Source organism: Rothia sp. HMSC065C03 (genome assembly GCF_001837295.1).
In the GTDB taxonomy this organism is placed as follows: Bacteria; Actinomycetota; Actinomycetes; order Actinomycetales; family Micrococcaceae; genus Rothia.
Genome location: NZ_KV831996.1, coordinates 1 through 16,668 on the forward strand (window position 1 = coordinate 1; position 16,668 = coordinate 16,668).

Sequence of the window (16,668 nt, forward strand, 5' to 3'; positions counted from 1 at the left end):
GTAAAAGCCTCAAGCCCGGTACTAGAGTAGTAGCTCTAGCACCGGGTGCAAGGCACCCGATACATTCATAATACACGAAGTAACAACCAATGAAGAAGATGATCTACCCCCTCATCCTGTTCATCATTTTCCTAACCTACGCCCTTTAGGTACTACACCAACCACCACAACAGCGAAGACTAACCCACCAGATACCCAACAGCACCCTGCTGCAGCACCACCACATCGGGGGCGCTCGCATACAAGTGCGAGCGCGCCATCATCTAGCCCGGTGCGTCGCGGGGGGGGGGCGAAGGTTTATTCTTTGGGTGCTGCCGGTGGTGTCTTTGGGGTATGCCTGATTCGCTGTAGTCAGAGGTAATGCCCCCAGGGCCTATGTGGGTTCCGTGTGCCGTACTTGGCTGCTAGGGGGGTGGGTGAAGATGTCCTGGCGGTGAGTAGTAGCATCACTCTAGCTACCATCTATCTCATCACTAGAAGGAGCAAGCTCAGGCGCATTATCTGCCGTGTTTGCCTTCTCGTAGTGGTCGTTACGGGTGTGGATCGTAGCAGTTTTTGAGTCCTCACCTATCAGAATGACCGGTGGGACATCTTGGCTAGAACTTCGGTGGTAGGCTCTCAGTTTAAGGACGATGAAAGTGTACCGGCGAGGTACACTACAGGACTTTTTGGCTGAAAGAGGTGGAATCATGGCTAAGGTAGCGCATGGTAAAAACGGCACCAGAGGATCGGTGCCCAGCAGTTCAAAAGAGTTGTTGAAGCGGTGCAAGAGAATCGGGTTTCCCATTACTAGGGGAGGCTCTGGGCATCCGCGTATCTGGATTTCGGGAGAGGCCTATCGTGGTAGGAGTGTTACGGTTCCGGCAACGAGTTCTGATTATCGGTCGATGCTCAATAGCATCATGTTTATTCGTGCTCAGACCGGTATAGATTTACGTACTGTCTAAGGTGGCTACGTAACGGCCATGCGCGGAATACGCGGTAAGGCAGGGGTGAAGGTGGCCAGATGATCTTCTGTGCCGGTAGGGTGAGGGGCAGAGAAGAGAAAGTAGAAGGGCCACACTATCCACTATGGATAGTGTGGCCCTTCTGCTGGCCTATGCGGTGCCTCTCTGACGCTTGAGGCATACCATCTGATGGGTAAGCTGTCTGAATCCGTCCTGTTGCCAGTTGAGGAACTTACCTATCAAGCTATCGCATAGGCCGCACCCCTGCCGGAAGCAGGGGAGGTGTGAGGTGCTGCCGGACCCCGATAGTGGGGTTTAGAGGGGGGTGGTCAACGACATGACGATGGGGAATAGCAGCATCACGATAGCTACCAGTGCCACCAGGGGGAAGAACAAGCTCAAACGTTCTGTTGCGGCGTTTGCCTTCTCGTGCTGGTCGTTGAGGATACGGCCGTTGATGAGCTCAGCATGGTTACGCAACGCCTCATAAATCTGGGTGTCGTTTTCGCCAGCCTGCTTCAGGATTGAAGCCAGCTCGGAAAGTTCCTTGACCTGAAGCTCCTTACCGAGATCGTAGAGAGCGTCCCAGGGTTGTTTGCCCTGATGGTGCGCGATGGTCATGCGGTTTTTGATTCTGGTGAATACCCAGGTGTTTGATACTTCTGCTGCGCTTGCGGCGGCGGTGGAGGTGTTTGCTCCTTGTGCTCGACGCATGGCGACGCCTTCTAGGTAGGTGGCGATAGCGCGGGAGAATTCTTCACGGGCGTTCTTTGCGTGTGAATCAATGCTGCTGTTGTAGAGCATCCACCCGCACAGGGCGCCGATGAAGATCATCATTAGAGGTAGGGAGATGGATTGGCCGCTCATTGCGCTGAGCATCACCATGCCTACCGGTATGAGGGCGCCGATGAGTGCCCAGTTGAACCGCTGGTACCAGTATGAGATTTCGGAAATGGCCAGAATGTTCAGGTTCTGGGTATCGACGGTGAAGAGCTTGGCGAAGTACTTGGTTTCGGGTAGGTGTTCCATCACCCAGGAGCCGATACGTTCTTCGCTGCTGAGCTTCTGGGTACGCTTCTGCAGCGTCTTAGCGTCAGCGCTGAGGTTCGTCATAGCGGACTTGACGCTCATCTGACGTGGCAGAAGCGGCGAGAGCAGCAACGTGAGGCCCACACCAGCGATGACGCCTGAGATGATGATCAGCGGCATCATCGGCCCTCACCTCCTACGGTGGCAGTAGCCGGGTTCTTCTGGGACAGGTTTTTGGCCCCGTGAGGGGACGGGGTGTGTGCTGGGTGGGTTGAGGTCACGTGACCGAGGATGCGGGGGACAGGGCGGGGTGCCACCGAACGGCGGATGATCACCATGACGCCGATGAGGGCGGCAAAGAGGGCCAAGAAGACAATCTGACCGGCAGCAGTGCGGTAAATCGGAGTCTGCGGAGCCATGAGCAGAACAGCAGAGAAAATGATGATGTTAAGCATCAGCACCGTCTGACGTGCCGAGCCCTGAGTTGCATTAACCTTACGGCGCACCTCAATCTCATTGCGGGTCTGCTGCGTGATATTCGCCAGAGCCGTCGACAGGCCATCACCGCGCTCCCTGGCAGCAATCTTGAGCAAGAAGATGACACGGTCAATGGTCGGGTCCGCCAAATCCTGCGCAAAAGCATCCAGCGACTTACCCGTAGGCCAAGAAGCGTTCAGACGCGCAATCAGACGGCGCAGAGGCACCTTCAAGTTCTCACCAGCGGCCGTATAGGAGGACTTGATAGCACTTTCCAGGTGCGCACCACCCTTAATACGACCGGCAAGAATACCTAGCCACGCCACAATCTCATCAAGCTTCTGCACACCGGTATCCTTAGGCAAAAGTAGCTTGGGGACCATAATAATGAGCACCGGAACAATGACCAAAGCCAACATCCACCGCGTCAGCACCCAGTAAGCAACCGTGGCCGCTACCGCAAGCAACAGCGCCCTCTGATTCATCGCCCCAATCCGCCCCTGGACGTTAGAAATCATCTGATCCAGGCGGGTCGGCGCCGTAACGGGCTTCCACTGACCATGTCGAGACACAAAGCGGGCATAGACCATCAGCGTCACGCCGATGCACACCACCGCTACCGTCACCGGCAACATCATGGGGTTCATATCGTATGCTCCTGCCTATGCGGTGGGAGAATCCCAGCCAGCATCCTTCAAATCTTGTAGCATCTTCGGGCTCGAGGGCACTTCATCAAACGACGCGTCATGATGACCGCTCTTGAGCGAGAAAATATTATGAGTGGTCGCCTGACGGGTACCTTCAGCCGGTAGAACCTCACAGATATGGGTCACCACACGACGCGGCTTACCGGTCTCCGGGTCCTTCACCTTCTTCATCTGCACGATAAAGTCCAGGTTCTCAGCCACCTGACCAGACACATACTCACGCGTCAAACCCTTCTCCAAAGCCAGACCCACCAGACGGTCAATAGCCTGATCCGGTTCATGAGCGTGCAGGGTACAGAACGTACCACCGTTAATCTGCATCGCTTCAATCAGCGCAATAATTTCACTACCGCGCACCTCACCGACCATGATGTTCGCCGAGTTCAAACGCAGAGCCTTCTCCACACACTGCTCCAGGCTATATTCGCCGATACGGCGGCCTGAGGCATCACGTTCACTACTGCCGGGGTGGTACTGCAAATCAATCACCGGCACCACACGATGCGGCTGCTGATTCAGATGAAGCTCACGTTCCTTCTCAATGGTCACCACCTGCACCCACGGATCAATACAGGAAGCCAACGCACGCATCAGCGTCGTCTTACCATCACCAGGCTCACCAGCAATCACAATCGACTTACGCGCCATAATAGCGGCAGTAAGGAACCTGCGCATCGGAGCAGTCAACGTACCCAACTGCTCCAGCTGCTCCAACGTAATGTTCACATACCGGTGAATACGCATCACCAACGAAGGACGCGACGCCACCGGCGGCGCAATCGCCGCCAAACGAACATAGCTAATCAAATCCATATCCAAATCAGGATTCGTCGTAGAGAACGGACGAGAAGCATCACCCTGATTCGAGGCAATATTCTGAATCATCTGCATCAGCTCAGCATCCGTAGCAGCAATCGGCTCAGCACGCTCCGTACGACCATCAGAGAACTTCAAAAACACCTGATCACACCCGGCAACATGGATATTCTCCACCTCAGGCATATCAATCAGCGCCTGAAAACGACCCAAACGATACAGCAGATCATAGACCTGCTGCTGAACCCTCTGCACATAAGCATTCGTCCAACGATCACGGTCACCATCAACATCCACCAGCGCAGTAATGTAGGCGTTCAAAGCCTGAGCAATCATAGAACGGGTCTTAGCCTGCTGCTCCTGAACACTCAGTTCACTCATCTGCTCCTCTTCAAGAGACAGACGGTTTGAGACCTGCTCCTGAATCGTCTCAACATCACTCCACATCTGCAGCAGGTGCGCAGGGATGACCGGTTCATCTGAGGATGACGGCGGCACCACCGCAGCAGTAGCTGATGCGCTCGCACTTGCGGTGGTTGCGGTGGCCGGTGAGTTGACGGTAACAGTAGGGGTAATGGTGCTGGTAGCAGAAGGGGTGGGGGTTGCGGTGACCGGGGTGACCGGAACCATTGGGGGAGTAGGGCCAAGTGGGTCAAAACCGTACGGGGCTACTTCCACCGTGACCGAGCCGGAAGCAGAGGGGGTGCTCGTTGCGGTGGTGGGGGCGTTGTCGGTGGCCTGTTCAGTGCTCTGCTGGAGGCGTTGGCGCAGCAGGGGAGAATTCATGATGCTCATCAGCGGAGAATTCTGAGGTGCACTCATCGGCGGGTATCTCTTTCGTCAATTGCGCTCATGGTGAGCGAAGGAAGTGGGTATTTATCGGGAGGCGATGTTCAGGTTTTCGGCCTCAAGGTTCAGACGGGTCTGAAGTTTGGCGCTATAGGAAGAAATTGCCTTGTGGTAGATGCTGAGCTTCTTATCCAGCTTCTTGGCGGAGGTGGGGATGTCGGCGCCATGGCTGAAGATTGAGGCGGCATCGGGGCTGTAGGGCAGTACGGTGAGAACTGGAGCTGAGGGAATCAAGGGAGCCAATTCGTTGGCCGGGAAGTTCACGGCAGGGCTTTGATGGAAGACAGAGCACAGCCCGTCAGGGTGGCCCTGTTGTTCTAGCATCTGGTGGATTCGGCTCACGTTCTCTTGGGCTGCCCATGCGTCAATAAACGTTGCTGAAAGGTGGGTGACTGCTAGGTCAGCGCCGGTAATGAGGATCATGCGGTCCAGTTCACGGGTGGTAATACGGCCCATGTCGAAGAACACGTCATAGCCGGTGGCCTTCTCGAAAGAGCGGGCTGCAATGAGCAGATTGTTCCAGAAACTCTTATGGCCGGTTGCTGCGCGAGGGGAGGGGAAGGCAGGCAAAAGGTGCTTGCGGTACCGCTGATCTTGAGCAAACCGGGCAGGGTCCTGTGCCAGGGGGATGAGCTGGTCAAAGAACGTTTTTGAGTTCATGCCGAAGGTGTCGAAGTCTTTAGCCAGCTCGGTCATGTTGCGGTCGTAGACGACGTTGCCTCGCATGAACCCAGCCATCACTGCAGACGGGGAGGCCGTATCAGCTTCGACCAGCACCACAGGGCGCGGCCACTGAAGAGCTAGAGCGACGGTTGACATTGTGACGCCGGGGGCGCCGTGGGTCGAGAAATGCGCAATGATTGCCATGACTTACTGTGCTCCCTCAATTAGCACGGCAACCTTCTTCTGCACAACGGCATCCATGAAAGCGGACTTCTTGGAGGTGCCTTCAGGGACCACGACGTCAATCTTTGTATCCCCGTTGACCGTGGTGACCGTATCGACGGTGCCGGTGACGGCAGCTTCTACGTTGGCAGAATCCTTGTTGGCGCCGGTGTTGGTCGGAATGAGGATGACGCGGTCACCGGCCTTGAGCGGGCGGACCGGGATGTTGGAGGAGGGTAGCTGAAGACCAACAATCTCCTGACCCTGCTCGGCACTGGGCAGGTTGGGGGCGGCGTTGCTGCTCAGAAGCACCTGTCCGGAAGAGATGTCCTTGGTAGCCTTCTTACCCACCAATTCAGAGCGCTTCTTGTAGGGTACGGCCTGAGCCGGAGGGTTCAGAACGTTCATGGTGCCCAGCTGTGATTCTTCAATGACTGCGCCGCGAGGGATGTCCTGGGTGACGGTCACGATCTGTTCCGGGGCGTTATTGGTTGCCAGTGCGTAGGAGCCGACGATACCTACAGCGGTGAGCGTTGCGCCAAGAACCATGATTCGGCGAGTCTTCGCTTTGGTCTGGATGGGGGAGAGGTATTCGTATTGTTCGGTGGATTCGTCGGTGGGGGTGACGAGTCGGCCTTTTTTGCCAAAGGGTGAAAGCGCCATAGCGTCTCCTTGTGGGGGTGTGGTTGGTGTTCTCTATGATGCAGAATAGCACAAGTTGACAACATATTTCTTATAACATTGCACATGTTCAAGTTTATGTGTACCTTTATGGTATGGAGCCAATTTCCCGCACGGGAAGCCACACCCAAGGAGATAGCATGACCGCCCCTGAACCTCGTTTGCGTCGTCGCACTAGTAACAAGAAGCTGCATCGTGGATATGCCCACGGTTTGCGCCGTGTTTATACCATCAGCAACGGTAAGGGTGGCACTGGTAAGACCAGTTTGACCGCCAATATTGGTGCTATTGCGGCTGAGGCTGGGTACCGCATTCTCTTGGTGGACCTTGACCCGCAGGCGAACCTTGCCGAAGATCTCGGCTATGGAGACCACGCCGATGGTGGCGAGGCGCTGGCCGAGGCCCTGCATAAGCGTACCGCCCTGCCGGTCATCAAAAACGTGCGTAAGAACCTGGACGTTGTCCCCGGTGGCATGAGGATCACCAACGTGGTTCAGGTCATTGCGCTTAACTCGACGACGTATTCTGAACCGACGCTACATGATATTTTCTGCTACTGCCTGGAGCAGATTGCTGGGGATTATGACCTGATCCTCATCGATACCCCTCCCAGCGAGGGCATCTTGGTCGAGAGCGCTTTCGCCTCCTCAACTGGCGTGCTCATCCCCACGAAGCCGGATGCTTCATCCGTGATGGGTGTGGATATTACTGCTGATCGTTTTGAAGCTATTAAGCCGTTGAACCCGACGCTGACGCTGGTGGGCGCGGTACTGTTTGGTACCGGTGCACGTTCAACGAAGATTGATGCGCAGGCTCGCGCTGATTTGGCCGAGATTTTCGGCCGTGATGACGTGGTGTTCGAGCATAAAATCCGTACTGCTGAAGGTGCAGCAGTTGACGCTCGCCGTGAAGGTAAGGTCATGCACGAGATGAGCGATGATGTGCGTGAATCCACGTTGGCGCGCCTGAAGCAGCTAGGCCGTAAGGGCAAGGTCGAAGAAGAAGCAACTGAGCCGCTACCGCATTTCCACGCTTCGAATATTGATGGTGTGGTCGATGACTACCAGCAGGTTACGTTTGAGTTCTTCCAGCGCGTGATTGCCCTGGAAAAGTACCTGAGCGAATAGAGCAAGGAGAACATAAGGAGATGACAACCACGCCGAACAAGCGAACCCGCGTGTTTAACTTGCCTACTCTCTCTGCTGCTCAGACGCAGGATATCCCTGCCGTTGAGCCAGCTGTGAATGAGCCGGTGAACGTTTCGGAGCAGGGCCCGGTCATTGATGTTAAAACCAGACTTCAGGGATTGCCTGAACGAGAGGACCGCGCCGCAGCCCAGATCCCTCCGTCACCGCCGCTGGCCGCCTATGACGGGTCGGTGAGCAAGGGACGCGGAAAGTCCCGTAATAAGAAGTACAACCTGTCCATCGATAAGGATTTGATCCCTCGTATCCGCTGGGCGGTTCAGCAGGAAACCGGGTTTGTCTATAAGCAGGGTTACCTCTATTTGAAGGCTGTGGATGAAGTATCCATGGACGAAATCGGGTACTACTTGGACGCGTATCGCCGCAACCTGAGCACGGTCCCGCAGATGCCCGAAGTGCAGGTCCGTTTAGGCACGTTGCATACTGTACCGACCGCCCCTAGCTTCACCCCGGAACAGATGGCTGTGGTGCAAGAGCGCGCTGACAGGCTTGGTATTTCCCGTAGCCGCTATTTTGCAACAGCATTGAGGATCTATCTTGACCGCCATCAGCTGCGTCCGCCCTCGCAGGAACTTCTGGCTGAAAATCTTCAACAGTACATTGCCAGCATGGGCCTTGAAGTCCCAGCTGAGGACATTAAACGCCTGGTCAAAAAGGCACGTGTCATCGATGTATCTGCCACTAAGGATTCCTAAGGTTCTTCATCGGAGCCTTAGAATATTGAAAATGTGCCCTACTTCATGACGCTTTTGCCCCTTGGGCAGGTGCCTTCATAAAGATATGAAGGCTGTGGCGTTGAGAGCACATCACACCACACCGATAACTGAAAGGAAAAATCAGCACATGAACGCGCTGTACACCAACCTCTGCCTCTACATTTCAGGCGCCTACGACAAGATGAATGCTCGACTGGACGCTAAGCGTGAGTCCGGCATGGAAACCATCGAAATCCTGATCTGGGCCATTGCCATCTTGGCCATCATCGCCCTGGTCTACGGCGCCCTCAACACCTTCGTAGGTGGCCTGCTGCCCAAGCTGACTCTGCCTTTCTAAACCATAGAAGACAGCAGATATGAAACGACGGGTTCGCCTAGCACGCGATGGTAGCCTCTCAGAAACTGGGTCCTACACCATTGAGATGCTCATCTACATTCCCATCGTGATGTTACTGCTTGCCGCAATAGCCCAGTTGGGTGTTTTCTTTACCGCCAACGCTGAGGCTCAAAACGCTGCTGATTCGGGCTATTACGCGGCCCGTGTCATTGGCGGAACCTCAGAAGACGGGGTAGAACAAGCCCAGCATCGCCTCAACGTGACCTCTGCTTTGAAGGACGCACGTGTTGAGGTTCAGCGGGATAGGGACCAGACGACGGTCACTGTGACCGGAACAGCCTCAGCTGCTCCGCCGTTCCTTCCTGCTATGACGATTACCCGCCAAGCGCAGGGCCCTTCCGAAGAGGCCCTGCGCTAAAGGCGCATTCACCACCGACCATACCGACCACACGCAAAACAACAAAGGGGTTTTATTCCGTGAAAACTCAGATTCTCAGGGTCTTCTCCCTGATAGCCGTGCTCTTCATCATCCTTGGAATCCCGGCGCTGTTGATCACTGTCTCCGGCAACCCCTTTGCGTCGTTGGATATGGTCGGTGGTGTCATCGCCTCCGTTGATGGAGCGTTGGCTTTCCTCCTTCACGTCTTTATCCCAATCATCGCCTGGGTCGGTTGGGCGTCGCTAGTCATCCCCCTGGTGGTTGAAGCGGTCGTTCAGGTGCGCCGTGGCGATTCGGTGAAACTGCCGAGCGTACTGCGTATGCAGCAGAACGTTGCCGCCGTGCTAATCGGCATGATCTTGGCCTCTACCGCAGGTATCTCTACCGCTACTGCTGTTGAGTCCGGTGGCTCTGCCGGTGTGCCGCCTACCCCGACCCAGACTGTCTCTGCTCCTGCCACGGTGCAGGCTGACTATGGTGCCCCTTCGGCTGCGGAGAAGGTACAGGCCTCTCAGAAGGGCCCGTCCTACATGGTCAACGGTAACCAGACGCTGTGGGATATCGCTGAAACCACGCTCGGCGATGGTAGCCGTTACGTCGAGATTTTCGCCCTGAACCAGGGTGTTGTGCAGAAGGACGGGGCAGCATTGCTGTCCTCGGACCAGTGGCTGCACGACGGATGGGTGCTGACCTTGCCGCAGGACGCTAAGGTCCCGCAGCCGGTTGCAGGCACCGGCACCGTGACGATTAAGCCCGGTGACACTCTCTCCGAAATCGCCCTTGAAAACTACGGCGACATGGAAGCCTACCACTACATTGCAGGCGCAGCCTCTACGACCACCCAGCCTGATGGCACCACCATCCAGGATGCTGATCTGATTCAGCCGGGCTGGGAATTCACCATGCCCGGTACCCCGGCTGCTGCCTCCACCCCGGCCGCTCATAATGGCGCGGGTTCTTCTGGCGCGCCTGCATCCTCTGCCGCTTCTTCAGCAGCTGAAGGTTCTTCTGCATCTACTACCGCCTCCGCATCGGCTACCCAGGCATCTTCTGCTACCGCCTCCACCTCCGCATCAGCTACTTCTGCAGCCTCCGCTACTGCTGGTGCTTCCACCGCAGCATCTACTGCACCTTCTGCCGCCTCCTCTGCCGCTGTTTCCGCCGACGAAGCTGCCGCAAGCATCGGCTCCTCCAGCGCACACGGAGCCCCCAAGGCACAGCACACCACCGCACCTACCGCCGCAACCCCGGCAACACCTTCTGCCGCTGCATCTAACACCCCGGCAGCACCTTCTGCCCCCTCCGCTACTGCGTCCACCGCAGCAACGGCACAGAACCCTGCTACCGGCTCCACCCCCACCCCCACCCAGCAGGAGAACAACGCCGCCATCCCCGGCGGCACCATCGCCAACGACACCACCAACAAGACCGCCACCACTGAACAGGCAAACGAAACCGACAAGAACAACACCGGCGCGCAGACCCACAACGTCGAAACCGCCGGCAGCACCCACAACACCACCACCACCGAAGACGAAGAAAACAACTACAACCTGCCCCTCACCGGCGGAGCCCTCCTCGCAGCAGGCCTTCTCGCAACCTTCGCAGCCCGCCGCTGGCACCAGCGCCGCCGCCGCACCCGAGGCCAAAGCCGCCCCATCAGCACCGAAGCCGCCACCACCCTCACCCACCTCGAAGCAGAAGCCGCCACCGCACCCCTAGCCGCCCTCGACCACGGCCTACGCCTGCTAGCCCTCCACTGCCACAACAACGCAACCCCCGTCCCCGTCCTGAAGTACCTCACCCTCAACACCACCGAGGCCAACCTCTACTTCGAACACGACACCAACCTGCCCGCACCCTTCCAGAGCACCAGCGACGCCAACCTATGGACCCTACCTCTAACCTCCATGGAAATTGAAGAACCGCTAGATCTACCCGCACCCTACCCTGCCCTGATCACCATCGGCGATGACCGCGAAGGCGCAGCCCTAATGCTCAACCTCGAACACGCAGGCTCCCTCCAACTACACGACCCCCTACAGGAGAAGACCGCCACCAACACCATCAGCCAGATGCTCGGCTCCATCGCAGCCGAACTACTACTCAACCCCTGGGCAGAAGGCCTACACCTGAGCCTGCTGGGCGTCGACGACTCCTTCCTCACCGCACTATCTGCTGACCGAGTCACCACCTACACCACCGAGCAGACCGAAGCCTGCCTCAACGACCTCACCGCCGAAGCAAACCAGCTCAAGAACTACCTGAACACTGCAGGATACACCTCCGTCCACGAAGCACGCATGGCAGGAGCCGACTCCTTCCCCGCCCACATCGTCATCGTCTCCGACACCATCGACGACATGGCACGCTTCGACCTGCTCGAACTGGTACGCACCATGCCCAACGTCGCTATCGCCATCATCTCCCACAACGACACCGACGAAGACACCAGCCGCTACGGCCTCAATATCGTCCGCACCCCCCACGGCAACCTCTCAGACACCATGGTTGAGCTGTCCCCCATGGGGATCGTTGTCGTGCCGCGATACCTGACCGAAGAGGAAGAAGAGGCCGTTTTGACGCTGCTTGCTGAGGCCTCTGCGGACCCGACCCCGGCACCGGCAGAAGTCCTGCACTTTCCCGCACCTGCTACCGTTGTTGCCGATTCTGTCATCGAGGAGCAGATGATTGAAGCTCAGGGTTTTGACGCTCAGAGCTTTGACGTTTCGACGCCCGCCCCGGAACACACCACCGAAGCGGTAGAGGCCACGGCGGACACCCAGCCCGTCACCGAAACTACTGAACCGGAACAGGTCCCCAGCTACGGAATCGATACTGCTTACGGCATTGATACCGCCTACGGGATCGACACTGCCTACGGGATCGACACCGCAACCCCCTACGGCATCGACACCGCCTACGGAATCGACACTGCCGCACCCACCCACGAGCTGGAAGAAACCACCCCCGAAACGACCGCACCTGAGGAGCCCGTATCCGAAACGGCCGCACCCCAGGAACCCGTATCTGAGGAACCCGTATCCGAAACGACCGCACCCCAGGCGCTCGCACCTGCCAGCTACGAAGACGGAATGACCCCTGAAGAGCTACGCGCCGACACCCTGCAGGTCTTCGCCCACCTCTTCGGCGACACCGGCGTGTACGATGCTTTGGTCAAGGACGGCAACAGCCTCACCCACGATGCCAAAACCAACCTGGAGCACCCCTTCCTGGCGCTGCTGGGCCCGGTACGTTTGCTCAATGCCAACGGCCCGGCACCTCGCACCAAGGGAACGAATGAGCCTTCTACGGTGCTGATGGACCGCTACGCCTCCGTCGCCGCATACCTGCATCTGCACCCTGGAATGACCACCGAAAGCTACCACAACGCATTCTGGCCTGGCGAGCACCACAGCTCCACCAAGGCCGTCTCACGTCGTAACCAGCTCACCGGTAAAGTCCGCCAGTGGCTTGGCTCCAGCAAGGACCACCAGCAGTACCTGCCGCGTGCAGTATCAGGCCAGTACACCCTCTCTGAACTGATCAACTCCGACTGGAACCTGTTCCAGGCGCTCACCGGCGAGGACCTGTCCGAGCAGCCCACCTCATACCTGCTAGCTGCTTTCAGCCTGGTCCGTGGCGTCCCTCTGAGTGGTAAGAGCACGCACTATGCGTGGGCTGAAAACGACCGCGAATACATGCGTGACCGCATCATCGACGTCGCCTACGAACTGCTCGATCGTGCCCGCACGGCACAAGACCACCGCCTGATCCTTCAGGTTGCCCGCGCCGCCCGCATGATCGACAGCACCCAAGACGCCTTCTGGACGGCAGAAATCCACGAGGAAATCCTGACCAACAACGCCCAGAAAGCAGAAGAGCTCAAGACCCAGTTCCTGGAATACCTTGACTGCTGGGATGCAGAACCGACCGAGGAAGCAGCCAAGGTTTTGAACCTGGCCGCCTAACCCGCCGAAAGAAGAAACATTAGATGACTGTGACCAGCAGCCACGGCACCACCCCCGGCACCCCGCCCATCGCCAAGGGCGTGCTCTACCGTGCCGGATCCATCAGCTTCACCGTCTCCCTCATCCTGGGAGTCACCGGACTATGGCAACAGGTGATGCCGTGGCTGCTGATCCTCACCATCTTCTACTACGCGTATCCCCTCATGTCCTGGGACATGCGGCACCAGCTGTTGCCGAACGCCTACACCTACCCGCTGGCGGTTGCACAGGCAGGCTTGGCCACCGGACTACTGGCCACCGACCCGATCCGCAACCTCACCGGCGAACCATCACAGGGCGCTACCACCCACGGCGCCACCATGCTCATCACCACCGGCATCATCACCGGCATCCTCTTCATCATCGCCCTCTTCGCACCCCTAGGCCTAGGCGACGTGAAACTTCTAGCAGGACTAACCGCCGCAACCGCCTACTACGGATTTGAAGCTGCTTTCATCTCCTTATTCCTCGGACACATCCTCGCCCTACCCGTAGCGTTCATTGCCCACCGCAAGGGAGAAAAAACCATCCCCATGGGCCCCTTCCTCATCACCGCAGCCCTCCTAGTGCTCCTCTTCATGCCATTACGCACACTCTTCTTCTAACTTCATCTCAACCCGTTTCAACGCCCCCAAAGAACCCCTTGGCTCTTAGGGGGCATAACACTACCCAAAAACACCCCCAAAAGATGTCCCTCAGGGACACCCCCACAAAAAAATCACCACCACGTGAGGTTTCCACCCCACCCCCTAGTGCCTTCATAGCAGTAGATACCTACCACCAGGCATAAGAGACCAACCACTACCCCAAGGAAACCCCACCATGTGCGACTGGAAACCCGGCCCCCGCTGCTTCACCCACTACGAACCCATCTACGACGCCGCGAAGGAAAAATACTTTGAGCTTCTCGAAGAAGCAGACAAGAAAGCCGCAGACGGCACCCTCACCGACGAAGACCGTCTCAAGCTCCAAATAGCCTTCCAAAACTACCAAGCCGCTCAGCGCATGTTCTACATGTCCCCCAAAGCCCGCAAAAAGCACTTGGGAAGTGACATCCTCAAAGCTCGCGCAGCTCTCGAAGAAGCCCAAAAATACAGCGACGAACACCCCAACGACAAATACGCCGAAACCTGCCTCGCCAACGCTGCCGCAAACCTCAACCAGCTTGAGAAACAAGCCGTAGATGGAAACCACCGCTGGCAGCAAGCAAAACTCGCCTCCGAACTTGCCGCCCGCCGCAACGAAAACGCCCTCGAACGAGGCATCTTCAGCGAAGCCACCTACACCGAAGAAGACCTCGAAGACATCGACCTGAACACCTGGGACCGAGCCTGCCCCGACGGCACCATCACCCTGCACGGATTCGACGACAAACTCAAAAAATCCTCCGACCCCAAAATCTACCGCGAAGCAACCATCACCCGAAAAGTACGCATTGAGCTACCCACCGGCGAACGCGTCCACGTCGACCTACAAGCACGCATCATCCAAAAAAAGAAAGGATCCTCCAGCTACACCGTCGAATACACCGTCCACTACAAGGGCCAAAATCTCGGCACCCTCATCCCCAACTCAACCGCACAAGACGGCTACTACGGCGTCGGTGCGGTCGCTGAACACCGCCCGGTAACCCGCGACACCGCCGATTCCGCACGAGACGGCGGCCGCTCCGCAAAACCGACTGGGAACACTACCAGAAGGTCAACAACCTCACCGACGAAGAACTGGCCGAACACAAAGCAGCATACGAAGCCAACGTCGAAGCAATCGCCGAGCACAACAACCAAAACGAAGAAGGAATGTACACCACCGGCACCTCCTTCAACAGACTCATCAACACCACCCACAAAGGACAAAACCACAACAACTTCACCCGCCAACTCGTCCAAGACAGCAACGCCCACACCAGCTTCAACAGCATCTCTGGCGCCAAAAATGACATCAAAAAAGTTCTGACCAACCAGGACGCCCTCATCACCAACCTGGTCATGAAAGCCCGCACCCAATCCGTCAACAACTACGCCGAGCAGCAGTTCGGAGCAAGCAACAAAAAAGAACGCAAGAAAGTCGAACAAGAAGCAAAAGCAAACCTCGAAAAACTAGACGAACGCCTCCAACCCAAAACCCGCCGCGAAAAGCGCTCCTTCGGCGGCGGCATGGACCGCGCCGAACGCAACATCGCACGCGTCGAACGCAAAATGGCCCAAATCAACGTAGGAAAAGCAGCCGCAACCCGACGAGAAAAGACCCTCAACGCATCCAACAATCACCTGACCAAACTCCAGAAACAAACCGGAAACCTTGCCTACAGCACCCGCGTAGACACCACCCGACACCCCAGCACCACGAAAGGAAACTACACCTATACAGCAACCCACACCCTCAAGGGCGGCCGACAAGAGAGCATTACCATCGAATTCAAGAAAAACGGCAAACTCGCCGACGGCTACACCAAAGAACCTTCAAAGACCCCCAATATGGTCACCGTCAAAACACCCGGAGGAAAAACCATCAACCTCAGCCACGGCCAGTACGCCACCATGACCAACACCGACAAAAAATAGCAATTTAGCAAAGGGACAAATACCCAAAAAATACGCTCCACCATCCCAAAACCCCTACAGTAGAACCAACAACGAACCAACCACAGAAAGGCGCCATCATGGCACGCAGCCCCGAAGCCGAAGCCCACTACAAGGCCTACCAGAAGCAATACCACGCCGACCGAAACAACCGCGCTCGCTATGCTTATGAAACTCTGGAGAAGGAAAACCGCGTCACCGTCAAGGGTAAGGATCTCTCCGCCGAACTCATGCACACCCGCGCCCCCGGCGTCACCGGCGAAACCCCCTGGGAGAAGGACCTGAGCATCCATCCTCTCAAGTGGCGCCGTCAGGGCATGCCCAAGGACCTCCCGATCACCGTCATGAACGCCTTCGGCGACGAGGCACCCGGCCGCTCCTTCACCGACCCCCGCATGCTCTTCGACGCATCCCTCTTCGACAACATGACCGATGAGGAAATCGCCTACTTCAACGACGAAAAGCACTGGACCGTCCCCGGACCCGAAGAACGAGACCGCATCACCCTCGACACCGAACTCGAAAACGAACCCGGCGTCTACGGCTACCTCGTACACACCAACCGAGGCCGCAAGGAGGTGAACAACCCTCCGGTGGGCCGACCGCGATACAAGCGTAAGGATGGCAAGGAGCTGGTGTGGGAGGATCCGCGTCTGGACGCACCTTACTGGCAGGAATGTGGTGACTACATGTTCACCTACCTCAACGAACAAGAAGCCCGCACCGCCTTCAAGAACCAGAAGCTGCACCTCAACGACCTCAACCAGGAAGTACGCCTCTACCGCCTCACCAAGCCCATCAATCTTGGTGATGCCCGCGAATGGCTCAACTCCGACCACCCCCTGCGCGAAGAGAAGCATGGCGCCATTACTCTCGACGCCTTCGGCACTGGCCAGTATGAAAACCCCGGCGCACTCCGTTTGCCGCAGCAGCCTGCCCTGGATGAGGATGAGCAGGACCGTATTGCTGAGGAAGAGTACTGGAACAG

The 16,668-nt window shown here is 57.2% G+C and carries 13 protein-coding genes; 8 read left to right on the forward strand and 5 right to left on the reverse strand.

The genetic code is table 11. The features are described from left to right. Positions 1 to 1,262: 1,262 nt before the first annotated feature. Genes HMPREF2605_RS04535 through HMPREF2605_RS04555 form a run of 5 tightly spaced genes read right to left on the reverse strand, consistent with a single transcriptional unit; the run spans position 1,263 to position 6,373 of the window. On the reverse strand, positions 1,263 to 2,159 hold the full coding sequence (locus HMPREF2605_RS04535; RefSeq protein ID WP_070847136.1) for a hypothetical protein: 897 nt from the start codon (positions 2,157 to 2,159) through the stop codon (positions 1,263 to 1,265). Then, complete coding sequence (locus HMPREF2605_RS04540) at positions 2,156 to 3,100, reverse strand: type II secretion system F family protein (RefSeq protein ID WP_070847138.1); 945 nt, start codon at positions 3,098 to 3,100, stop codon at positions 2,156 to 2,158. The genes HMPREF2605_RS04535 and HMPREF2605_RS04540 overlap by 4 nt, the downstream gene beginning before the upstream one ends. Before the next feature lie 15 nt (positions 3,101 to 3,115). Further along, a complete protein-coding gene (locus tag HMPREF2605_RS04545) occupies positions 3,116 to 4,798 on the reverse strand; it encodes a TadA family conjugal transfer-associated ATPase (RefSeq protein WP_070847140.1) in 1,683 nt (560 codons plus the stop codon). 54 nt (positions 4,799 to 4,852) lie between these two features. Beyond that, entirely contained in the window at positions 4,853 to 5,692 is an 840-nt protein-coding gene (locus tag HMPREF2605_RS04550) for a hypothetical protein (RefSeq protein ID WP_070687819.1), read from the reverse strand. Between the two features lie 3 nt (positions 5,693 to 5,695). Then, complete coding sequence (locus HMPREF2605_RS04555) at positions 5,696 to 6,373, reverse strand: SAF domain-containing protein (RefSeq protein WP_070847142.1); 678 nt, start codon at positions 6,371 to 6,373, stop codon at positions 5,696 to 5,698. A gap of 158 nt (positions 6,374 to 6,531) precedes the next feature. Here HMPREF2605_RS04555 and HMPREF2605_RS04560 point away from each other — a divergent pair, with 158 nt between their 5' ends. From HMPREF2605_RS04560 to HMPREF2605_RS04600, 8 genes are all read left to right on the forward strand, one after another. Beyond that, complete coding sequence (locus HMPREF2605_RS04560; protein ID WP_168167589.1) at positions 6,532 to 7,518, forward strand: ParA family protein; 987 nt, start codon at positions 6,532 to 6,534, stop codon at positions 7,516 to 7,518. Between the two features lie 20 nt (positions 7,519 to 7,538). Next, entirely contained in the window at positions 7,539 to 8,291 is a 753-nt protein-coding gene (locus HMPREF2605_RS04565; protein WP_070847144.1) for a hypothetical protein, read from the forward strand. 148 nt (positions 8,292 to 8,439) lie between these two features. Continuing rightward, entirely contained in the window at positions 8,440 to 8,649 is a 210-nt protein-coding gene (locus HMPREF2605_RS04570; RefSeq protein ID WP_070847146.1) for a hypothetical protein, read from the forward strand. Positions 8,650 to 8,668: 19 nt separating this feature from the next. Beyond that, complete coding sequence (locus HMPREF2605_RS04575) at positions 8,669 to 9,067, forward strand: TadE/TadG family type IV pilus assembly protein (RefSeq protein ID WP_070847148.1); 399 nt, start codon at positions 8,669 to 8,671, stop codon at positions 9,065 to 9,067. Between the two features lie 59 nt (positions 9,068 to 9,126). Beyond that, positions 9,127 to 13,059, forward strand: coding sequence for a hypothetical protein (locus HMPREF2605_RS09695; RefSeq protein ID WP_070847149.1), 3,933 nt, complete (start codon positions 9,127 to 9,129; stop codon positions 13,057 to 13,059). A gap of 23 nt (positions 13,060 to 13,082) precedes the next feature. Next, the gene (locus tag HMPREF2605_RS04585; RefSeq protein ID WP_070847151.1) at positions 13,083 to 13,703 is read left to right on the forward strand and encodes a prepilin peptidase; all 621 of its coding nucleotides are present in this window, start codon (positions 13,083 to 13,085) and stop codon (positions 13,701 to 13,703) included. A 217-nt stretch (positions 13,704 to 13,920) separates the two neighbouring features. After that, positions 13,921 to 15,054, forward strand: coding sequence for a hypothetical protein (locus tag HMPREF2605_RS09395; RefSeq protein ID WP_141762278.1), 1,134 nt, complete (start codon positions 13,921 to 13,923; stop codon positions 15,052 to 15,054). Between the two features lie 706 nt (positions 15,055 to 15,760). Then, positions 15,761 to 16,668 (forward strand): hypothetical protein (locus HMPREF2605_RS04600; RefSeq protein WP_141762280.1); only part of this gene is annotated, 908 nt, incomplete at its 3' end.